The organism is Streptomyces sp. TLI_185, from assembly GCF_003814765.1.
Lineage (GTDB): Bacteria > Actinomycetota > Actinomycetes > Streptomycetales > Streptomycetaceae > Streptomyces.
Genome location: NZ_RKRB01000001.1, coordinates 3,635,018 through 3,655,608 on the forward strand (window position 1 = coordinate 3,635,018; position 20,591 = coordinate 3,655,608).

Annotated in this window: 16 protein-coding genes; 5 read left to right on the top strand and 11 right to left on the bottom strand. The window is 69.6% G+C overall.

Annotation, left to right across the window (positions count from 1 at the left end; all coding sequences use genetic code 11):
* Positions 1 to 12: 12 nt before the first annotated feature.
* From EDD92_RS16590 to hrcA, 6 genes are all read right to left on the bottom strand, one after another.
* Complete coding sequence (locus tag EDD92_RS16590) at positions 13 to 576, bottom strand: hypothetical protein (protein ID WP_123965049.1); 564 nt, start codon at positions 574 to 576, stop codon at positions 13 to 15.
* A 77-nt stretch (positions 577 to 653) separates the two neighbouring features.
* Entirely contained in the window at positions 654 to 1,046 is a 393-nt protein-coding gene (locus tag EDD92_RS16595) for a VOC family protein (RefSeq protein WP_123965050.1), read from the bottom strand.
* A gap of 19 nt (positions 1,047 to 1,065) precedes the next feature.
* Positions 1,066 to 1,818 carry a 16S rRNA (uracil(1498)-N(3))-methyltransferase gene (locus tag EDD92_RS16600; RefSeq protein ID WP_123965051.1) on the bottom strand — a complete coding sequence of 251 codons (753 nt, stop codon included), beginning with the start codon at positions 1,816 to 1,818 and terminating at the stop codon, positions 1,066 to 1,068.
* The gene (locus EDD92_RS16605; RefSeq protein ID WP_123965052.1) at positions 1,815 to 2,891 is read right to left on the bottom strand and encodes a nitronate monooxygenase; all 1,077 of its coding nucleotides are present in this window, start codon (positions 2,889 to 2,891) and stop codon (positions 1,815 to 1,817) included. Before EDD92_RS16605 ends, EDD92_RS16600 begins: the two co-directional genes overlap by 4 nt.
* Before the next feature lie 215 nt (positions 2,892 to 3,106).
* The gene (gene dnaJ, locus EDD92_RS16610; protein WP_099928818.1) at positions 3,107 to 4,243 is read right to left on the bottom strand and encodes a molecular chaperone DnaJ; all 1,137 of its coding nucleotides are present in this window, start codon (positions 4,241 to 4,243) and stop codon (positions 3,107 to 3,109) included.
* Positions 4,244 to 5,260: a heat-inducible transcriptional repressor HrcA gene (gene hrcA, locus EDD92_RS16615; RefSeq protein WP_123965053.1), complete on the bottom strand. Its 1,017-nt coding sequence runs from the start codon at positions 5,258 to 5,260 to the stop codon at positions 4,244 to 4,246.
* A 152-nt stretch (positions 5,261 to 5,412) separates the two neighbouring features.
* Here hrcA and EDD92_RS16620 point away from each other — a divergent pair, with 152 nt between their 5' ends.
* Positions 5,413 to 6,141 carry an MBL fold metallo-hydrolase gene (locus tag EDD92_RS16620; protein ID WP_123965054.1) on the top strand — a complete coding sequence of 243 codons (729 nt, stop codon included), beginning with the start codon at positions 5,413 to 5,415 and terminating at the stop codon, positions 6,139 to 6,141.
* Between the two features lie 34 nt (positions 6,142 to 6,175).
* Positions 6,176 to 6,991: a DUF3097 domain-containing protein gene (locus tag EDD92_RS16625; RefSeq protein WP_123965055.1), complete on the top strand. Its 816-nt coding sequence runs from the start codon at positions 6,176 to 6,178 to the stop codon at positions 6,989 to 6,991.
* On the opposite strand, the gene EDD92_RS16630 is transcribed toward EDD92_RS16625, so the two are convergent.
* The 3 genes from EDD92_RS16630 to EDD92_RS16640 form a co-directional block, all read right to left on the bottom strand.
* On the bottom strand, positions 6,969 to 7,547 hold the full coding sequence (locus tag EDD92_RS16630; protein ID WP_123965056.1) for a Uma2 family endonuclease: 579 nt from the start codon (positions 7,545 to 7,547) through the stop codon (positions 6,969 to 6,971). The genes EDD92_RS16625 and EDD92_RS16630 overlap by 23 nt on opposite strands.
* A gap of 98 nt (positions 7,548 to 7,645) precedes the next feature.
* A complete protein-coding gene (hemW, locus tag EDD92_RS16635) occupies positions 7,646 to 8,878 on the bottom strand; it encodes a radical SAM family heme chaperone HemW (protein ID WP_123965057.1) in 1,233 nt (410 codons plus the stop codon).
* A 31-nt stretch (positions 8,879 to 8,909) separates the two neighbouring features.
* The gene (locus tag EDD92_RS16640; protein WP_123965058.1) at positions 8,910 to 10,925 is read right to left on the bottom strand and encodes an ATP-binding SpoIIE family protein phosphatase; all 2,016 of its coding nucleotides are present in this window, start codon (positions 10,923 to 10,925) and stop codon (positions 8,910 to 8,912) included.
* 102 nt (positions 10,926 to 11,027) lie between these two features.
* Here EDD92_RS16640 and EDD92_RS16645 point away from each other — a divergent pair, with 102 nt between their 5' ends.
* Complete coding sequence (locus EDD92_RS16645; protein ID WP_185124038.1) at positions 11,028 to 15,176, top strand: HAMP domain-containing protein; 4,149 nt, start codon at positions 11,028 to 11,030, stop codon at positions 15,174 to 15,176.
* Positions 15,177 to 15,188: 12 nt separating this feature from the next.
* Positions 15,189 to 15,764 (top strand): two-component system response regulator, encoded by a 576-nt coding sequence (locus tag EDD92_RS16650; RefSeq protein ID WP_123965059.1) that lies wholly within the window; start codon positions 15,189 to 15,191, stop codon positions 15,762 to 15,764.
* 101 nt (positions 15,765 to 15,865) lie between these two features.
* On the opposite strand, the gene EDD92_RS16655 is transcribed toward EDD92_RS16650, so the two are convergent.
* Positions 15,866 to 17,740, bottom strand: coding sequence for a long-chain fatty acid--CoA ligase (locus tag EDD92_RS16655; protein ID WP_123965060.1), 1,875 nt, complete (start codon positions 17,738 to 17,740; stop codon positions 15,866 to 15,868).
* Positions 17,741 to 18,006: 266 nt separating this feature from the next.
* Positions 18,007 to 19,875, bottom strand: coding sequence for a translation elongation factor 4 (gene lepA, locus EDD92_RS16660; RefSeq protein ID WP_123965061.1), 1,869 nt, complete (start codon positions 19,873 to 19,875; stop codon positions 18,007 to 18,009).
* A 245-nt stretch (positions 19,876 to 20,120) separates the two neighbouring features.
* On the opposite strand from lepA, the gene rpsT reads away from it, so the two are divergent.
* On the top strand, positions 20,121 to 20,387 hold the full coding sequence (gene rpsT / locus EDD92_RS16670; RefSeq protein ID WP_123965063.1) for a 30S ribosomal protein S20: 267 nt from the start codon (positions 20,121 to 20,123) through the stop codon (positions 20,385 to 20,387).
* The last annotated feature ends 204 nt before the right edge of the window (positions 20,388 to 20,591 follow it).

The window sequence follows — 20,591 nt, forward strand, 5'->3', positions numbered from 1 at the left end:
CCGCGGTTCGGATCACTTGCCCTCGACGGGCCAGCACTTCGGATCGCCCTTGCACCAGATGGTCCTGGTGACCGTCACGGTGACGGTGGCGCCGGGCTGCCCGTTTCCGTTGGAGGGGTTGTTGAGGATGGGCGACGGTGTCGCGTTGCAGTTGCCGAGCCCCGTCACGTGGAACCACTGCTTGCCGCCCACCTTGGCGGTGAGGTCGCCGCGCACGCAGGCGCCGTCGACGGCGCGGGTGACCTTGCCGGTGACGGTGATGTCCCGTCGGTCCTTGGTCTGTCCCTGGCAGTCGACGTTGGCGACGGTGGTCTCGCTCGCCGAGGGCGCGGTCCGCCCCGGCGTGTTGGCCTTGTTGTTGCCGTAGTTGGCGGTGCAGCTGAGCCACTGCACGTCGACCTTCTGCCGCTTCAGCTCCGCGGTCGCGGTCTTGCTGGTCGTGTACGCCACGGCCGCCGAGTTCAGCCCGCCCGGATCACAGGCCACGGCCCCGCCGACGCCCAGCACGGCAAGTCCCAGCGCGGCCGCCACCCGCCGTCCGCGCGGCCGCCGCCAAATCCGCCTCAATGCCCCCATGGAGGGCAGCCTGCCACCGAGTGCCGTCCGACGGTAGAGCGCATACGGTCACGAAAGCGCCCGCGCGCCCTGCTGGGTCAGCCGCGCAGCAGCAGCCACTCCTGCAACTCCACCAAGTTCCCCTCGGGGTCCTTGAGATGGGCCACCCGCATGCGGTCCGTCATCGGGGACGGGCCGTGCAGGAGGACGGCGCCCCGGGTGGCGATCTCCTCGCAGTAGGTGTCGAGGTCGTCGACGCGCAGCACCACCAGGGAGCGGTGGCCCGTTGCCGTGTCGCCCAGCTCGTTCAGGACCTCGGCCATCATCGAACGGTCCTGGAGTGCGATGCCCGCCGAGCCGGTGGCCGGGCTGAATTTCTCGTACGGGCCCGCGGTCGCACCCGACTGCGGTTTGAGGCCGAGGACCTCGGCGTAGAAGCGGTAGCAGGCGGCGAAGTCGCTGACGAGGAGCCGGACTTGGGCGAGTTCCATGGGGTTCCCCCGTGATCGTTCAGGACCAGCGGCCGGTGCGGCCCAGGAGCAGGGCGGTCGCCGCGGTGCCCGCGGTCGATGTACGCAGCACGCTACGCCCGAGCCGGTACGCCTTGGCACCCGCCTCCTCGAAGAGCGCCAACTCCTGTTCGGAGACGCCCCCTTCGGGGCCCACGACCAGCACGATCTCGCCCGCGGAGGGGAGTTCGGCGGTCGCCAGCGGCTCACTGCCGTAGTCGCGGTCCTCGTGCAGTACGGCGGCGAAGTCGGCTTTGGCGAGAAGTGCGGCAACCTGCTTGGTCGTTGCCGCGTCCGCGACCTCGGGGAAGCGCAGCCGGCGGGACTGCTTGCCGGCCTCGCGGGCGGTGGCCCGCCATTTCGCCAGGGCCTTCAGGCCCCTCTCGCCCTTCCACTGGGTGATGCAGCGGGCTGCCGACCACGGCACGATCGCATCTACGCCGGTCTCGGTCATCGTCTCGACGGCCAGCTCGCCACGGTCCCCCTTGGGGAGGGCCTGGACGACGGTGATCCGAGGGCTGGGCTCAGGCTCGACCGGGAACTCGACGGGCTCGACGAACAGCCGGTCCTTGCCCTCCGTACGGACGACCGCACCGGCGGCACCGCGGCCCAGACCGTCCGTCAGCACCACGTCCTCGCCGGGCTGCAGCCGCCGTACGGACACCGCGTGCCGCCCTTCGGGCCCGTCCAGTTCGACGATCGAGCCGGGCCCCACGTCTGCCAGCGAGTCGACGACGAACACCGGCGCAGTCATCGCAGGTCCCCCTTGCCCGACAACGCTGTCCTGGCCATGTCGATCTCGGCGGCCAGGACCTCGACCAGCTGCCCGGCCGGGAGTTCACGCGCCATGCGGTGCCCCTGCCCCGCCCACAGCGCCATGCCCTGTGCGTCGCCGGAGGCGGCGGCCTTCTTGCGCAGGGGCGAGGTGAGGTGGTGGACCTCCGGGTAGGCGGCGGGGGCGTACGGGCCGTGCTCGCGCAGGAAGCGGTTGACCAGGCCGCGGGCCGGGCGGCCGGAGAACGCGCGGGTCAGCTCCGTGCGCACGAACAGCGGGTTGGTCAGCGCCTGCTTGTGGACGGCGTTCGCGCCGGACTCCGGGGTGGCGAGGAACGCCGTGCCGAGCTGGGCGGCGCTCGCGCCCGCCGCCAGCGCCGCGGCGATCTGGCCGCCGCGCATGATGCCGCCGGCGGCGACGATCGGGATGCCCACGGTCTCGCGGACCTGGGCGACGAGCGAGAGCAGCCCGATGCCGGTGCCGTCCGCCTCCGGGTTGTCCCGGTGCGTGCCCTGGTGGCCGCCGGCCTCCACGCCCTGCACGATCACCGCGTCGGCGCCGGCCAGCTGCACGGCGAGGGCCTCCTCAGGGGTGGTCGCGGTGACCAACGTGAAGGTACCCGCCCGGCGCAGGGAGTCGAGGATCTCGCGGCTCGGGACCCCGAAGTGGAAGGAGACCACCGGCACGGGGTTGTCGAGCAGCACGGCGAGCTTGGAGTCGTAGGCGTCGTCGCGGCCGCTGTCCGGATCGCCGAGCTCGGTCTCGTACCAGGCGGCCTCTCCGGCCAGCTGGTGGGCGTAGATCTCCACGGCGCCAGGGTCGGCGTACTCGGGCTGGGGCATGAAGAGGTTCACGCCGAAGGGGCGGCTCGTGAGGCTCCGCAGCTGCTTGATCTCCTGGTACACGCCGTCGGCCGTCTTGTACCCGGCGGCGAGAAACCCGAGCCCCCCGGCCTCGCACACGGCGGCGGCCAGATGCGGCACCGAGACACCGCCCGCCATGGGGGCCTGCACGATCGGATGAGGGAAGAGATCGGTCAGCGCGGAGGACATGACGGCATGTTGTCACGTCCTCCGAACAAGTCCGAATCCGGCCGTCCGCAGGCATAGGCCTACGGCACGTCTCCCTGCCGGTCGGTGTATTTCAGCCCGTCCGGCGTTTGAGGACGAGGCCGTTCAGGCCGAAAGCGGGGGTCTGGGGGCGCAGCCCCCTGGGACGGGAAGGGAAGGGGCGGCGGGGGCGAGAAAACCACCCGCAGCCACCCCCGTCACCGCCCGTTGAACGCATCCTTCAACCGCGAGAACAACCCCTGCTGCCCCGGCTGGAACTGCCCCGTCGGCCGCTCCTCACCCCGCAGCTTGGCAAGCTCCCGCAGCAACCGCTCCTGCTCGGGATCCAGCTTCGTCGGGGTCTGGACCTCCACGTGCACGATGAGGTCCCCTCGACCGCCGCCGCGCAGATGCGTGACACCCCGGCCGTGCAGCGGGATCGACTGGCCGGACTGGGTGCCTGGCCGGATGTCGACCTCCTCCATGCCGTCCAGCGTCTCCAGCGGCACCTTGGTGCCGAGGGACGCGGCCGTCATCGGGATGGTGACCGTGCAGTGCAGGTCGTCGCCGCGCCGCTGGAAGGTGGGGTGCGGCAGCTCGTGGATCTCGACGTACAGGTCACCGGCGGGACCGCCGCCGGGCCCGACCTCGCCCTCGCCCGCGAGCTGGATGCGGGTGCCGTTGTCGACACCGGCCGGGATCTTGACCGTGAGCGTACGGCGGGACCGTACGCGACCGTCGCCCGCGCACTCCGGGCACGGCGTCGGAACGACCGTGCCGAAGCCCTGGCACTGCGGGCAGGGACGCGAGGTCATGACCTGGCCCAGGAAGGACCGCGTCACCTGCGACACCTCACCGCGACCGCGGCACATGTCACACGTCTGGGCGGAGGTACCCGGCGCCGCACCCTCACCGTTACAGGTGGAGCAGACGATCGCCGTGTCGACCTGGATGTCCTTGGTCGTACCGAAGGCCGCCTCGTCGAGCTCGATCTCCAGCCGGATCATCGCGTCCTGGCCCCGGCGCGTGCGCGAGCGCGGGCCGCGCTGGGACGCCGTACCGAAGAACGCGTCCATGATGTCCGAGAAGTTCCCGAAGCCACCCGCGCCGAAGCCGCCCGCACCGGCGCCGCCCGCCTGCGAGAGCGGGTCGCCGCCGAGGTCGTAGACCTGCTTCTTCTGCGGGTCCGAGAGCACCTCGTAAGCGGCGTTGATCTCCTTGAACCGCTCCTGGGTCTTCGGATCCGGGTTGACGTCCGGGTGCAGCTCGCGCGCGAGCCGCCGGAAGGCCTTCTTGATCTCTTCCTGCGACGCGTCGCGGCGCACGCCGAGAACGGCGTAGTAGTCCGTGGCCACTTACGACTCCGCCAGGATCTGTCCGACGTACCGTGCCACTGCGCGTACCGCTCCCATCGTTCCCGGGTAATCCATGCGGGTCGGTCCGACCACGCCGAGCTTGGCGACCGCCTCGTTGCCCGAACCGTAGCCGACCGACACCACTGAAGTGGAGTTGAGTCCCTCATAGGCGTTCTCGTGCCCGATGCGCACCGTCATGCCCGAATCCCCCGCCTCACCAAGCAACTTGAGGAGCACGACCTGCTCCTCCAGCGCCTCCAGGACGGGGCGGATGGTGAGGGGGAAGTCATGTCCGAAACGGGTCAGATTGGCGGTGCCGCCGATCATCAGCCGTTCCTCGTTCTCCTCGACCAGTGTCTCCAGAAGAGTGGAGAGCACTGTCGAGACCGTACCCCGGTCCTCGACGTCGAAGCCTTCGGGCAGGTCTTCCACGAGCCGGGGGACGTCGGTGAAGCGACGGCCCGCGACCCGGCTGTTGAGCCGCGCCCGCAGATCCGCGAGCGAGGCCTCCCCGAACGGCGCCGGGCAGTCGATCATGCGCTGCTCGACCCGGCCGGTGTCGGTGATCAGCACGAGCATCACGCGGGCGGGGGCGAGCGAGAGCAGCTCCACGTGCCGCACGGTCGAGCGGGTCAGGGACGGGTACTGGACGACGGCGACCTGCCGGGTGAGCTGGGCGAGCAGCCGAACCGTCCGCGCCACCACATCGTCGAGATCGACGGCGCCGTCGAGGAAGTTCTGGATCGCCCGCTTCTCGGGCGCGGACATGGGCTTGACGCCCGCGAGCTTGTCGACGAACAGCCGGTAGCCCTTGTCGGTGGGGATGCGCCCGGCGCTGGTGTGCGGCTGAGCGATGAACCCCTCGTCCTCCAGGGCCGCCATGTCGTTGCGGACCGTCGCCGGGGAAACGCCGAGGTTGTGCCGCTCGGTCAGGGCCTTCGACCCCACCGGCTCCTCGGTGCCGACATAGTCCTGGACGATGGCGCGCAGCACCTGGAGCCGTCGTTCACTCAGCATCTAGCGCACACCTCCAGAAGTCGTCCCCTAGGCGCTTCGCCTGGCACTCTGTCCGTCCGAGTGCCAGCCGTTACCGGCCAGTGTACGGCGGTGGGGTACACCCGGGGCAAGGTCGGCCCCTGTTGAACGGGGCGTACCGCTAGCGTCGCCGTATGACGGTGACTTGGGAAGAGCTGGGGTGGGAGCGGCTGGCTGCCGGTGTCGGCCGGTGCCGGCTTCCGGGCTGGGACTGCACGACGGGGCTGGTCGTCGGGGAGAGCACGGCGCTCTTGATCGACGCGGGGTCGAGCCTCGCGGAGGGCGCACGGTTGCGTGCCGAGGCGCAGGAGCTGGCCGGTCACCGTGTGACTCATCTCGCGCTCACGCATCCTCATTTCGACCATGTCCTCGGGGCGGCGGCGTTCGCGGGCGCGGAGGTGTACGGCGCGGTGGGCATGGACACGGTCTTCGAGGCCCGGCACGCGCGCGAGGAGCTGCGGGCGGACGCGGTGGGCAACGGGCTGGACGCGCGCCTGGCCGAGGAGGCGGTCGACGCCCTGGTCGCGCCCCGGCATCACGTCTCCGGCGAGTGGACCCTCGACCTGGGCGGCGGCCTGCAGGTGCTGCTGGCGAACGTCGGGCCGGGCCACTCGGCCCACGATCTGGCGGTGCTGGTGCCCGGCTCCCCTGAGGTCGTCTTCTGCGGCGACCTGGTGGAGGAGTCCGGCGAACCGCAGGCCGGATCCGACGCCGTACCGTCGCACTGGCCGGCCGCTCTGGACCGGCTCCTCGACCTGGGCGGGGAGGACGCGCTGTACGTGCCCGGTCACGGAGCGGCGGTGGATGCGGGGTTCGTACGGAGACAGCGCGACGAGCTGGCGGCACGCTTCGGCGTGTCGTAGGCGCTGACCGGCCGCTTCTCCTATCGTCACTCGAATGCGCCAGTACTCCGCCGATCTGACCCCACCGTGGAAGAAGCCCAAGCCCGTCCCCGAGGTCCCGGCGGAGCCCGGTCTGGTGGTCGAGGAGCCCGGCACCGGTTTCTGCGGCGCGGTGATCCGCTGCGAGGCGGGCACGGTGACCCTGGAGGACCGCTTCGGCAAGCACCGGGTGTTTCCGCTGGAGCCGCGGGGGTTTCTGCTGGAGGGGCGGGTGGTGACGCTCGTCCGCCCGACCGGCAATGGGCCCGTACGTCCCACCCGTACGGCATCCGGTTCGGTGGCCGTCCCCGGGGCACGCGCGCGTGTGGCTCGCGCCGGGCGGATCTATGTGGAGGGGCGGCACGACGCGGAGCTCGTCGAGAAGGTGTGGGGCGACGACCTACGGATCGAGGGCGTGGTCGTGGAGTACCTGGAGGGTGTCGACGACCTGCCGTCGATCGTGGCGGAGTTCGCGCCGGGGCCGGATGCGCGGCTGGGCGTCCTGGTGGACCACTTGGTGCCGGGGACGAAGGAGTGGCGGATCGCGGAGTCGGTGACGAGCGAGCACGCGCTGGTGGTGGGCCACCCGTACATCGACATCTGGGAGGCGGTGAAGCCGTCGTCGCTGGGGATCGCCGGATGGCCGCGGGTGCCGCACGGGCAGGACTGGAAGACGGGGGTGTGCCGGGCGCTGGGCTGGCCGTCGGAGAACACCGGGGCGGTGTGGCAGGCGATCCTGAAGCGGGTGGGTTCCTACAAGGACCTGGAGCCGGAGCTGCTGGGGCGGGTGGAGGAGTTGATCGACTTCGTTACGGGTAGCGGTGGGGCCTGACGTTGGGGAGGGTTCCGAAGTCACTCGTGGCCAGTTCGATTCCGAGCACATCCAGCGACACGGGGTCACCGAACTTGGTGATCTGCTGTGTCAGGTAGTTGGCGTCCTCGCCGTCGCCCTCGGGCCTCGTCAGCAGGACGCACTGCTCCATGATCGGGTCGAGAATGAGATACGCAGGCACCTTGCCCGCCGCGTAGATCGACCTCTTGACCACGTAGTCCTGATGAACGCTGGACTTGGAGACCACCTCGACAACCATGGTGACCAGCTGGGACGGCAGCAGATGCCCCGAGGCGGGTAGTACGTCCGGCGCCGCCAGAAGCAGATCCGGGATGGGCACACTCTCCTCGCCGACAATGTCAACATCCTGGGTCTGGATGGGATACCACCGGTCCATGGGAATCTGCCGCAGCGTGTGCGTCACGATCAGGTTGTGCACCAGATCTGGGCTGGCCATCATCACGATTACCCCCCGAAGAAGCTCAGCCTTGACGCCCTCGGGAGGCTCGAATGTGTCGAGGTAATTGGCCAATCCACGCTCGTCCACAGCGGTCATCTCCATGGCCTCCCATCCGCCGCGTCCTTTTGGCGGCAGCCTAGGAGCCAGGTTAGAGACCGAACCGGAGTTCTGGGGCGATTCACTCGCCCGAGTGATCAATCCACCAGGTGCCGGACCACTGCATCCGCCAGCAACCGACCGCGCAGCGTCAGTACAGCCCGCCCTTCCTCATACGGCCCGCCCGCCAGCAACCCCTCCCCCAGCGCCCGCCGAGAAGCCGCCAGCCCCTCCTCCCGCAGCAGCTCCAGCGGCACCCCCTCCCGCAGCCGCAGCTCCAGCAGGATCCGCTCCACCCGGCGGTCCTCCTCCGACAGCAGCTCACGCCCCGCCCCCGGCGATCGCCCCGCAGCCAGCGCCGCCGCATACGCGCCAGGATGCTTCACGTTCCACCACCGCACCCCGCCCACATGCGAGTGCGCCCCGGGCCCCGCCCCCCACCAGTCGGCGCCCCGCCAGTACAGCTCGTTGTGCAGGCAGCGGCCCGCCTCCGACGTGGCCCAGTTGGAGACCTCGTACCAGTCGAAGCCCGCCGCCGACATCACCTCGTCCGCGATCAGATAGCGGTCCGCGTGGACGTCGTCGTCCGTCATCGGGACCTCGCCCCGGCGGATGCGACGCGCCAGTTGCGTGCCCTCCTCAACGATCAGCGCATAGGCGCTGATGTGGTCGGGGCCCGCCCCGAGTGCCGCCTCCAGCGACGCCCGCCAGTCCTCGTCCGACTCCCCCGGCGTGCCGTAGATCAGGTCCAGGTTCACGTGCTCGAAGCCGGCCGCGCGGGCCTCCGCCACGCACGCCTCCGGGCGGCCCGGTGTGTGCGTCCGGTCCAGCACGCGCAGCACATGCTGCTTCGCGCTCTGCATGCCGAAGGAGACGCGGTTGAAGCCGCCCTCCCGGAGCGTCGCCAGGTACGCCGGGTCCACCGACTCCGGGTTCGCCTCCGTCGTGACCTCCGCGTCCGCCGCGAGACCGAACTCGTCGCGGATCGCGCCCAGCATCCGTACGAGATCCTCCGCGGCCAGCAGGGTCGGCGTACCGCCGCCGACGAAGACCGTGCGGACCCGGCGCGGGTCGTCTCCCAGGACCTTCCGCGCCAGGCGGATCTCGTCGATCAGGGTGTCCGCGTAGTTGTCGCGGGAGGCGAGGACGCCGCCCGTGCCGCGCAGCTCGGTGGCGGTGTAGGTGTTGAAGTCGCAGTAGCCGCAGCGGGTCGCGCAGTACGGGACGTGCAGGTAGAAGCCGAGGGGGCGGTCGGGGGCCCCGGCGAGCGCGGATGCGGGGAGTGCGCCGTCGGCGGGGACCGGCTCGCCGTCGGGGAGTGCGGAAGGCATGCCTTCCATTGTCCAGCACCCGTACGACTCCTCACTCCGCCTGCAGCACCAGCAGCGCGAGGTCGTCCTCCGGCGGCCGCCCGCCGAACTCGTGCACCAGCCTGCGGATGCGTTCCGCGATCAGGTCGGCGCTCAGGCCCGCGCACCCGGCGAGCGCGGTCGCGAGGCCGTCGGCGTCGTCGAACATGTCGGAGCCGGAGCGACGCTCCGTCACGCCGTCCGTGACGCACAGCAGGCTGTCTCCGGCGCGGAGCTCGAAGGTTTCGCTGGTGTACGTCTCGTCCTCGACGACGCCGAGGAGGGTCTGCGGGCGGGCGGGCGTACGGACGCTTCCGTCGGGGCCGAGGAGCAGCGGCAGGGGATGCCCTGCGGAGGCGAGGGTGCAGCGGATGCCGCCGTCGAAGGGGGTCAGCTCGCCGTAGAGGAGGGAGAGGAAGCGGGTCTGCGGGCCGTCGCCGGGGGCCGGAGGACGGACCAGGGCCCGGGCGGCGGCGTCCGCGGCCTCCGTCGCGTCGTCCAGGAGGAGGCGGTTGAGGCGGTCGAGGACGTCGGCGACGCGGTAGCCCTCGCGCGCGAGCAGGCGCAGCCAGGGGCGGGCCAGGCCGATGACGACGGCGGCCTCGGGGCCCTTGCCCTGGACGTCGCCGACGGCGAAGCACCAGCGGCCGTCGCCGGCCGGGAAGAGGTCGTAGAAGTCGCCGCTGGGGCCGCCCTTGTCGCACGGTTCGTAGACGAGGGCGCTGCGTACGCCGGGGATCTCGGCGACGGCGGCGGGCAGCAGGCCGCGCTGCAGTACCTGGCTGATGGTGGCCTGGCGGGCGTACTGGCGGGCCGCGCCGATGGCGAGCGCCACCCGGCGGCTGAGGTCCTCGACGAGCCCGGTGACCTCGTCGGGGAAGCGCAGCAGCCCGGCGCGTCCGATGACGAGCGTGCCGAGCGGCCGGCCGCCCGCGATGAGACGGTAGGCGAGCGCCGCGCCGTGCTCGTCGCGCACGTCGAGCGCCTCGCCGGGCCAGGGGTACACGACCGGCCCGGACTTCCCCCACTCCCGGCTGCTCCCCCACTCCCGGCTCCGATCGAGCGGCGGGGCCCCCATGGCCGGCAGGACGCTCATCGCCTCGGGCGGAAGCGGCGGGTCCTTCTCCAGGGCCCGGCGCAGTTCCTCGATGCGGTTCTCGCTGCAGTGCCAGACGCGGGCCAGGCGGGGCCCGGCGCCGCCGGTGCCGTCGGCCCAGCCCACGCGGCCCATGGCCTCGTCCTCCAGCCACACCGCGCACCAGTCGGCGAGCCGCGGCACGATCAGCTGTCCGGCGAGCGCGGCGACCATGTTCTCGTCGAGCTGCCCGGCCAGCAGATCGGAGGCCTCGGCGAGGAAGGACAGGGCACCGCGGTGCAGCCAGTCCCGGTCGCGCTCGGCCCGCTGCGGGTCGGGCGCCAGTATCTCGGCGGCGCGCAGCCCGCGTTCCAGCGCCTGCCGGCCGGCGTGCGCCTCCGGTTCGGACGCGGCCGGGCTCCGCTCGGCGGGCAGTCGCGCCCACACCGTCTTGGTGCCCCTGCGGAAGGTGACACCCCAGGACTCGGCGAGCGTGGCGACCAGGCGCAGTCCGCGGCCGTACTCCGGTGTCCCGTACGGCACTTCGGCCGTCTCGTAGGGCCCTTCGGCGTCCGAGTCGCGGGGCGCCCGGGAGGGGTGGTGGTCGGAGACCTCCACGACGAGCGCGCCGGGCGCCTCCTCCATACGGCACTCCACCTCGACCTCGGTGCCCGCGTGCACGACGGCGTTGGTGACGAGTTCGCTGACGACGAGTACGGCGTCGTCGGCGAGCCGGTCGGTGAGGTGTTCGGCGCCGGGGAGCCCGGCCTCGGCCCAGTCGGCGAGCGCGGTGCGTACGAGGGCGCGGGCGTAACCCGGCGCGAGGGGGCTGCCGGGCAGGGTCGCGTATGTCTGCGCACGTGGGTCCACCCTCCCGTGCGCGGTCGCGTGCAGGTGTGCAGGCGCATCGCAAGCGCAGGAAGCGGTCTCCCGTTGCGTCGGAATGGCCCCCATGGACAGCTCCCCGAACGGTTCGGACGAATTCGCCTCAGTCGATGCCGACAGAGTGACAGACTGACCCCGCCCATAAGCGCCGAGTTACTGAAGTGGGCCGCCATGAGTGAGAACAGTGCTACGCGTGTGCTCGAAGACGGTCAAAAACCGGAACAACTCCGAGCATCGGAGCTGCGTCCGCTGCTCGCCGCGATGACCGCGGCCCGGGACGGCGACTTCACGAAGATTCCGGAGACCGGCCACGGGATGGTGGCCGAGCTGACGGCCGTCTTCAACCAGATCATGGACCGCAGCACGCATTTCAACGGGGAAGTGCAGCGCGTGAAGCGGGAGTTGGTACGGCACGGGCGGCTCGACGAACGGGTCACGGCGAGCCCCGGGCAGGGCGCCTGGACCTCCCGGGTCAACGATGTGAACCAGCTCCTCGACGCCCTGGTGGCCCCGGCGGCGAACGCGACGCGGGTGCTCGACGCGGTGGCCGGCGGCGATCTGACCCAGCGGGTCGACCTGCATGACGGCAACCGGCAGTTGCGCGGTGATCTGCGTCGGCTGGGCCGGGCCGTGAACAAGATGGTCGACCAGTTGTCGCTGTTCACCGGCGAGGTGACCCGGGTCGCGCGCGAGGTGGGCACCGAGGGGCGGCTCGGCGGACGGGCCAAGGTGACGGGTCTGTCCGGCAGTTGGCGGGACGTGACCGAGGCGGTCAACACGATGGCGTCCCGGCTGACCGCCCAGGTGCGTGACATCGCCCTGGTGACGACGGCGGTGGCCCGCGGTGACCTGACCCGTACGGTCACGGTCGAGGCGACCGGTGAGCTGCTCGAACTGAAGCTGACCGTGAACACGATGGTCGACCAGCTGTCCGCCTTCGCCGACGAGGTGACCCGCGTGGCCCGCGAGGTCGGCACCGAGGGCCAGTTGGGCGGGCGCGCCCAGGTGCGGGGCGTCAGCGGGGTCTGGAAGGACCTGACCGACAACGTCAACTTCATGGCCTCGAACCTGACTTCGCAGGTCCGCAACATCGCCCAGGTGACGACCGCCGTCGCCAACGGCGACCTGAGTCAGAAGATCACGGTCGACGCGCAGGGCGAGATCCTGGAACTGAAGTCGACCATCAACACCATGGTGGACCAGCTCTCCGCCTTCGCCGACGAGGTCACCCGCGTCGCCCGCGAGGTCGGCACCGAAGGAAACCTCGGCGGCCGCGCCCAGGTGCGGGGCGTCTCCGGCGTCTGGAAGGACCTCACGGACAACGTCAACTTCATGGCGGACAACCTCACTTCGCAGGTCCGCAACATCGCCCTCGTCTCGACCGCCGTCGCCCAGGGCGACCTCGGCAAGAAGATCACGGTCGAGGCGAAGGGCGAGATCCTGGAGCTGAAGTCCACGATCAACACGATGGTGGACCAGCTCTCCGCCTTCGCCGACGAGGTCACCCGCGTCGCCCGCGAGGTCGGCACCGAAGGAAACCTCGGCGGCCAGGCGCAGGTGCGGGGCGTCAGCGGCGTCTGGAAGGACCTGACCGACAACGTCAACTTCATGGCGCTGAACCTGACTTCGCAGGTGCGGAACATCGCCCAGGTGACGACCGCCGTGGCCAACGGCGACCTCTCCAAGAAGATCACCGTGGATGCACGCGGTGAGATCCTGGAGCTGAAGGACACCGTCAACACGATGGTGGAGCAGTTGCGCGCCTTCGCCGACGAGGTGACGAGGGTGGCCCGCGAGGTCGGCACCGACGGCCGGCTCGGCGGCCGCGCCCAGGTGCTGGGCGTGTCCGGTGTCTGGCGGGACCTGACCGACAACGTCAACTACATGGCGGACAACCTGACTTCACAGGTGCGGAACATCGCCCAGGTGACGACCGCCGTCGCCAACGGCGACCTCTCCAAGAAGATCGACGTCGACGCACGCGGCGAGATCCTGGAACTGAAGACCGCCATCAACACGATGGTCGACACGCTCTCCTCCTTCTCCTCCGAGGTCACGCGCGTGGCCCGCGAGGTCGGCTCCGAGGGGCAACTCGGCGGCCAGGCAAGGGTCGAGGGCGTGTACGGCACCTGGAAGCGCCTGACGACGAACGTGAACGAGCTGGCGTCGAACCTCACCACCCAGGTCCGCGCGATCGCCGAGGTCGCCTCCGCGGTGGCTCAGGGCGACATGTCCCGCTCCATCACGGTGGAGACCCAGGGCGAGGTCGCCGAGCTGAAGGACAACATCAACCTGATGGTGGCCAACCTCCGCGAGACCACCCGCGCGAAGGACTGGCTGGAGTCCAACCTGGCCCGCCTCGCCGCGCTGATGCAGGGCCACCGCGACCTGATGGAGGTCGCCGACCTGCTGCTGCGCGAGCTGACCCCGCTGGTGAACGCCCAGTACGGCGCGTTCTTCCTGGCCGACCCGGACGAGGAGAGCGCCGGGCTGCGCACCGCCGTACCCACGAAGGGACTCGCGTTCATCGCCGGGTACGGCTCGGCCCAGGGCACGACCATCGAGACCGGCGGCCTCCCGGTGCACGGCCTGGTCCGGCAGGCGGCCCGGGAGAAGAAGCGGATCCTCGTCGAGGAGGCCCCGCCGGACTACATCAAGATCAACAGCGGGCTCGGCGAGGCGGCCCCCACGAGCGTCGTCATCATCCCGATCCTCTTCGAGGACAAGCTCCTCGGCGTGATCGAGCTGGCCTCCTTCTCCCGTTTCTCCGACGTCCACCTCGCCTTCTTCGACCAGTTCGTGAACACCATCGCCGTCGCGATCAACACGATCATCGCCAACTCCCGTACGGAGTCCCTGCTCGGCGAGTCCCAGCGCCTGGCCATGCAGCTCCAGGAACGCTCGGACGAACTCCAGAAGCAGCAGGCGGAGCTGCAGCGCTCGAACGCCGAACTGGAGGAGAAGGCAGCCCTGTTGGCTACCAGCTCCCAGTACAAGTCGGAGTTCCTGGCGAACATGTCGCACGAGCTGCGCACCCCGCTGAACTCCCTGCTGATCCTGGCGAGGCTTCTCTCCGACAACCCGGACGGCCATCTCTCCGACCAGGAAGTGCAGTTCGCGACCACGATCCACCGCTCCGGCTCGGACCTCCTCCAGCTGATCAACGACATCCTGGACCTGTCGAAGATCGAGGCCGGCCGCATGGACGTACGCCCCAAGAAGCTCCCGCTCATCAAGCTGCTCGACTACGTCCACGCCACCTTCCGCCCGCTCACCCTCGACCGCGGCCTCGCCTTCGAGGTGGCGGTCGGCGAGGACGTGCCGCGCGAGATGTACTCGGACGAGCAGCGGCTGCAGCAGATCCTGCGCAACCTGCTCTCCAACGCGATCAAGTTCACCGCGACGGGCCGGGTCGAGCTGCGGGTGAGCCGGATCAAGGATCCCGAGCGCCTCCATGTCCGCGACAGCGACGACGTGATCGCCTTCGCCGTCACGGACACCGGCATCGGCATCGCGCCCGAGAAGCTCCCGGTGATCTTCGAGGCGTTCCAGCAGGCCGACGGCACCACCAACCGCAAGTACGGCGGCACGGGCCTCGGCCTGTCCATCAGCCGGGAGATCGCGGGCCTGCTCGGCGGCCGTATCGTCGCCACCAGCGAGCCCGGCAAGGGATCCACCTTCACGCTGTACGTCCCCGTCGTCAGCCCCGGGCACCCGGCGACCGGACCGGCCCCCGAGGAGCATGCCCTGCCGGTGCCGGAGCAGTTGTCCGCCGAGCCGTACACCGCCACGCACGACGTGGACGACTCCTGGCCGGCGCCCACCAAACTGGAGGCGTGGAAGGTGGGCCGGGCGGGCCAGGTGCTGCCCGGGCGGCGGGTGTTGATCGTCGACGACGACATCCGCAACGTCTTCGCCCTCACCCACGTCCTCGGCCGCGTCGGCATGCCGGTCCTGTACGCGGAGAACGGCCGCGAGGGCATCGAGACGCTTGAGCGCAACCCGGACGTCGAACTCGTCCTGATGGACATCATGATGCCGGAGATGGACGGCTACGAGACCATCGCCGCCATCCGACGCACCCCCCGCTGGTCCGGTCTGCCGATCGTCGCCCTGACCGCCAAAGCGATGCCCGGAGACCGCGAGAAGTCCATCGGCCGGGGCGCGAACGACTACGTACCCAAGCCGGTGGACGTCGACCAGCTGCTGACGGTCGTCTGCGCACTGCTGGATCCGGATGGCCCGGACGAGACCACCGACACCACTGCCCCGCAGCCGGGCACGACCGAGGAAGCGGCAGCAGGGCCGAATACCGAATGAGGCACACTCACCATGAGCGCTGAGGCAACGACCAACGAGCGCGCCAGCATCCTCCTCGTGGACGACATGGAGGACAACCTGATCGCGCTGGAGGCCGTCCTGGGGTCCCTCAACGAGCCGCTGGTACGCGCACGTTCGGGCGAGGAGGCGATGAAGGCACTGCTGCGCCAGCACTTCGCCCTCGTCCTGCTCGACGTCCGCATGCCCGGCATGGACGGATTCGAGACGGCTGCCAACATCAAGCGGCTCGACCAGACCAAGGACGTCCCGATCATTTTCCTGACCGGCGCGGAGGACGACTCCGGCTATGCGTTCCGCGGCTACGCCACAGGAGCCGCGGACTATCTGACCAAGCCCTTCGACCCCTGGGTCCTCCGGGCCAAGGTCACCGTCTTCCTGGACCTCCACCGCAAGAACCAGCAACTGGAACGCCTGCTGGCACAGGAGCAGTCGGACTACGGCGAGGTGGGCACCAGGCTGGCCGAGCTGGAGAGGCAGTTGGACGGGGAGGAGCCCCCGGACCTGGCAGCCTTGCGTGTCCAAGTCCGGGAGCTACGGGAACTTGTAGCCAGAGGGCGCGGCTTCTAGCTCTTGTCTTCGGGGGCGCGGGGCTGCGTTGAATTTGCGGCTGCCGCCGCGTGGGCCCACCAGCCACGACGAACGGTCAGTCGCCGACGATCCCCTGGCCCCTACGCCTCCCGCGTACCGGCGTACATCTCATCGATGAGGTGCTTGTACTCCCGCTCGACAACGGGCCGCTTCAGCTTCAGGCTGGGCGTGATCTCACCGTGCTCCACATCGAGATCCCGCGGCAGCAGCCGGAACTTCTTGACGGTCTGCCACCGCTGCAACCCCTGGTTGAGCTCCGTGACGTACCCCTCGATCAGCGCGACCGTCGCCGGCGCAGCCACCACCTCGGCGTACGACTTGCCCTCGAGCCCGTTCTCCGAGGCCCACTGCAGAATCGACGGCTCGTCCAGCGCGATGAGCGCCGTGCAGAAGTTCCGGTCGGCCCCGTGCACCAGGATGTTGGAGACGTACGGGCAGACCGCCTTGAACTGCCCCTCGACCTCCGCAGGCGCGATGTACTTGCCGCCGGACGTCTTGATGAGGTCCTTCTTGCGGTCGGTGATCCGCAGGTACCCGTCGGGCGACAGCTCACCGATGTCACCGGTGTGGAACCAGCCGTCCGACTCCAGCACCTCGGCGGTCTTCTCGGGCAGCCCGTGGTAGCCCTCCATGATGCCCGGGCTGCGCAGCAGGATCTCCCCGTCGTCCGCGATACGCACCTCGGTGCCGGGCAGCGGCTTGCCGACCGTGCCGGTGCGGTAGGCCTCGCCGGGGTTGACGAAGGAGGCGGCGGAGGACTCGGTGAGGCCGTAGCCCTCAAGGATGTGGATGCCGGCGCCGGCGAAGAAGTAGCCGATCTCGGGTGCGAGCGCGGCCGACCCGGAGACGCACGCCCTCAGGTTCCCGCCGAACGCCTCGCGGATCTTGGCGAAGACCAGCGCGTCGGCGACCTTGTGCTTGGCGCCGAGCGAGAACGGGACGGACGCCGTGCCGGTCCGCCGGAAGTTGTCCTGCGCGGTCTTGGCGTACTCGCGGGCGACCTCGGCCGCCCACTGGAAGATCTTGTACTTGGCGCCCCCGCCGGCCTTCGCCTTGGCCGCGACCCCGTTGTAGACCTTCTCGAAGATGCGCGGGACGGCCGCCATGTACGTCGGCTGCACGACCGGCAGATTCTCGATGATCTTGTCGACGCGGCCGTCGACGGCGGTGACGTGGCCGACCTCGATCTGCCCCGAGGTGAGGACCTTGCCGAAGACGTGCGCGAGCGGCAGCCAGAGGTACTGCACGTCCTCGGTGCTGATCAGGCCGGTCGCGGCGATCGCCTTCGCCATGTACGACCAGTTGTCGTGCGGCAGGCGCACACCCTTGGGGCGGCCGGTCGTGCCCGAGGTGTAGATCAGGGTCGCGAGCTGATCGGAGGTGATCGCACCGACCCGCTCCTTGATCAGGTCGGGGTCCTTCTCCAGTCGGGCGGCGCCCCGGGCCTCCAGCTCGGTGAGGGTGAGGACCCAGTCACTGGTCTCGACGCCGGCCGGGTCGATCACGACGACATGCGTGAGGTCGGGCAGCTCGGCCTTCTTCTCCACCGCCTTGGCGAGCTGGGCCGCGTCCTCCGCGATCAGCACCCGGCTGTCGGAGTCGGAGAGGATGAACGCCGACTCGTCGGCGTTGGTCTGCGGGTAGACCGTGGTCGTGGCCGCTCCGGCGCACAGGATGCCGAGGTCGGCGAGGATCCACTCGACCCGGGTGGAGGCGGCGAGCGCGACGCGCTGCTCGGCCTGCACACCCAGTTCGATCAGACCGGCCGCGATCGCGAAGACCCGCTCTGCGGCCTGCGCCCAGCTCAGCGACTTCCAGTCGTCGGGGCCCTCACCGGAGGCGGGGGCCACCGGGTAGCGGTAGGCCTCCGCGTCCGGTGTGGCCGTTACGCGTTCCAGGAAGAGGGTCGCCACGCTCGGCGGACGGTTCTCGATCAGTGTCTGTGTGTCGCTCACGACATCCTCCGGGGCCCGCGGCAGCGCGGCTGGCTCAAGTGCGGCGGTATTGACTGCGGCTGTATCCACTCGCGAGCCCTTGTTTAACTCGCGAGTAACTATCGAGCAGAGATCAGGGTAGAGCCCGACCGGCCGGTTCGTAAGGGGCGGCGGCCTGTCACTTCGTACAGAGAGCAACGCTACGCACGCGTAGGGGCTCGCCGCGCTTTCGTACGACGAGCCCCTGTTGTGTCCGGATTGGTGCCGTAACCCGTTGTTACCCGCGGTTACTTCTTGCCCTTGCCCGACCCCGCGCTGTCATCACTGGAGAGCACGGCGATGAACGCCTCCTGAGGAACCTCCACGGAACCCACCATCTTCATCCGCTTCTTGCCCTCCTTCTGCTTCTCCAGCAGCTTGCGCTTACGGGAGATGTCGCCGCCGTAGCACTTGGCGAGGACGTCCTTGCGGATGGCGCGGATGGTCTCTCGGGCGATCACCCGGGAGCCGATGGCGGCCTGGATGGGCACCTCGAAGGCCTGCCGCGGGATGAGCTCGCGCAGCTTGGCGACGAGCCGCACACCGTAGGCGTAGGCCGCGTCCTTGTGGGTGATCGCGGAGAAGGCGTCGACCTTGTCGCCGTGCAGCAGGATGTCCACCTTGACCAGGCTGGACGTCTGCTCGCCGGTGGGCTCGTAGTCCAGCGAGGCATAGCCACGGGTCTTCGACTTCAGCTGGTCGAAGAAGTCGAAGACGATCTCGGCGAGGGGGAGCGTGTAGCGGATCTCGACGCGGTCCTCGGACAGGTAGTCCATGCCGAGGAGGGTGCCGCGCCGGGTCTGGCACAGCTCCATGATCGAGCCGATGAACTCGCTCGGGGCGAGGATCGTGGCGCGTACGACGGGCTCGTACACGTCGTTGATCTTGCCCTCGGGGAACTCGCTGGGGTTGGTGACCGTGTGCTCGGTCCCGTCCTCCATGATCACGCGGTAGACCACGTTGGGCGCGGTCGCGATCAGGTCGAGCCCGAACTCGCGCTCCAGCCGCTCGCGGATGACGTCGAGGTGGAGGAGCCCCAGGAACCCGACGCGGAAGCCGAAGCCGAGGGCGGCCGAGGTCTCCGGCTCGTAGACGAGCGCTGCGTCGTTGAGCTGGAGCTTGTCGAGGGCGTCGCGCAGCTCGGGGTAGTCGGAGCCGTCCAGCGGATACAGCCCGGAGAAGACCATCGGCTTCGGGTCCTTGTATCCCCCGAGCGCCTCGGTCGCGCCCTTGGCCAGGCTGGTGATGGTGTCACCGACCTTGGACTGCCTGACGTCCTTCACACCGGTGATGAGGTAACCGACCTCACCGACGCCGAGGCCGTCGGCGCCCAGCATCTCGGGCGAGTTGGTGCCGATCTCCAGCAGCTCGTGCGTAGCACCGGTGGACATCATCCGGATCCGCTCACGCTTGTTGAGCTGGCCGTCGACGACTCGTACGTACGTCACGACACCGCGGTAGGAGTCGTAGACGGAGTCGAAGATCATGGCGCGGGCGGGGGCGTCCGCGACGCCGATCGGCGCCGGGATCTCCTTGACCACCTTGTCGAGCAGCGCGTCGACGCCGAGACCGGTCTTGGCGGACACCCGCAGCACGTCGTCCGGGTCGCAGCCGACGAGGTTCGCGAGCTCCTCGGCGAACTTCTCGGGCTGCGCGGCCGGCAGGTCGATCTTGTTCAGTACGGGGATGATCGTGAGGTCGTTCTCCATCGCCAGGTACAGGTTGGCGAGGGTCTGGGCCTCGATGCCCTGGGCGGCGTCGACGAGGAGGACGGTCCCCTCGCAGGCGGCGAGCGACCGCGAGACCTCGTAGGTGAAGTCGACGTGCCCCGGGGTGTCGATCATGTTGAGGATGTGCGTGTTGCCGGGCTCGTGGGTCGGAGCCCAGGGCAGCCGCACCGCCTGGGACTTGATCGTGATGCCACGCTCGCGCTCGATGTCCATCCGGTCGAGGTACTGAGCACGCATCTGCCGCTGCTCGACCACACCGGTCAGCTGGAGCATCCGGTCGGCGAGCGTGGACTTGCCGTGGTCGATGTGCGCGATGATGCAGAAATTGCGGATCAGAGCCGGGTCGGTACGGCTCGGCTCGGGCACATTGTTAGGGGTCGCGGGCACGCAGGGTCCTGTCTCTTGAGGCGCCTTATGCCTCGGGTCGGATCGATACGTAGGTTCCATGGTCCCACGGGTGGCGACCGGGGACCGTTTTGGGCCGTCCGGACAGCCGCTGGTACTCTGGGTGGCTGTGTCTCATGCCCTCTCAGCGCGAGGCACAACTCCCAAGAAATCACCTGGTACGGGACCCGGTATCTCCTGCATGGAGTGCTCCTGGCCCTGTGCCTGAACCTGAAAAGGCTCAATCAGTGGCGAACATCAAGTCCCAGATCAAGCGGATCAAGACCAACGAGAAGGCCCGGCAGCGCAACAAGGCCGTCAAGTCCTCCCTGAAGACCGCGATCCGCAAGGCCCGCGAGGCCGTTGCCGCGGGTGACGTCGAGAAGGCCACCGAGTACCAGCGCGCTGCGGCGCGTCAGCTCGACAAGGCCGTCTCGAAGGGCGTCATCCACAAGAACCAGGCCGCCAACAAGAAGTCGGCGCTTGCTTCCAAGGTCGCCTCCATCAAGGGCTGAACCTCTTACTGATCTGACCGGTCCCGCGGGACCGAACCGCCGGAAGGACCCAGAGCGGGCCCTCTCTCATCCGCTCCCGACCGGCACCCAGAGCCTGTACGCGGCCTGCGTTCGCCACGCGGGTACGGGCTCGACATCTTGTACCGAAGGCCCCGCTTCCTGCCCTTCCCCGGGCGGGAGGGGGGCCTTCGGTGCTTCTTGAGC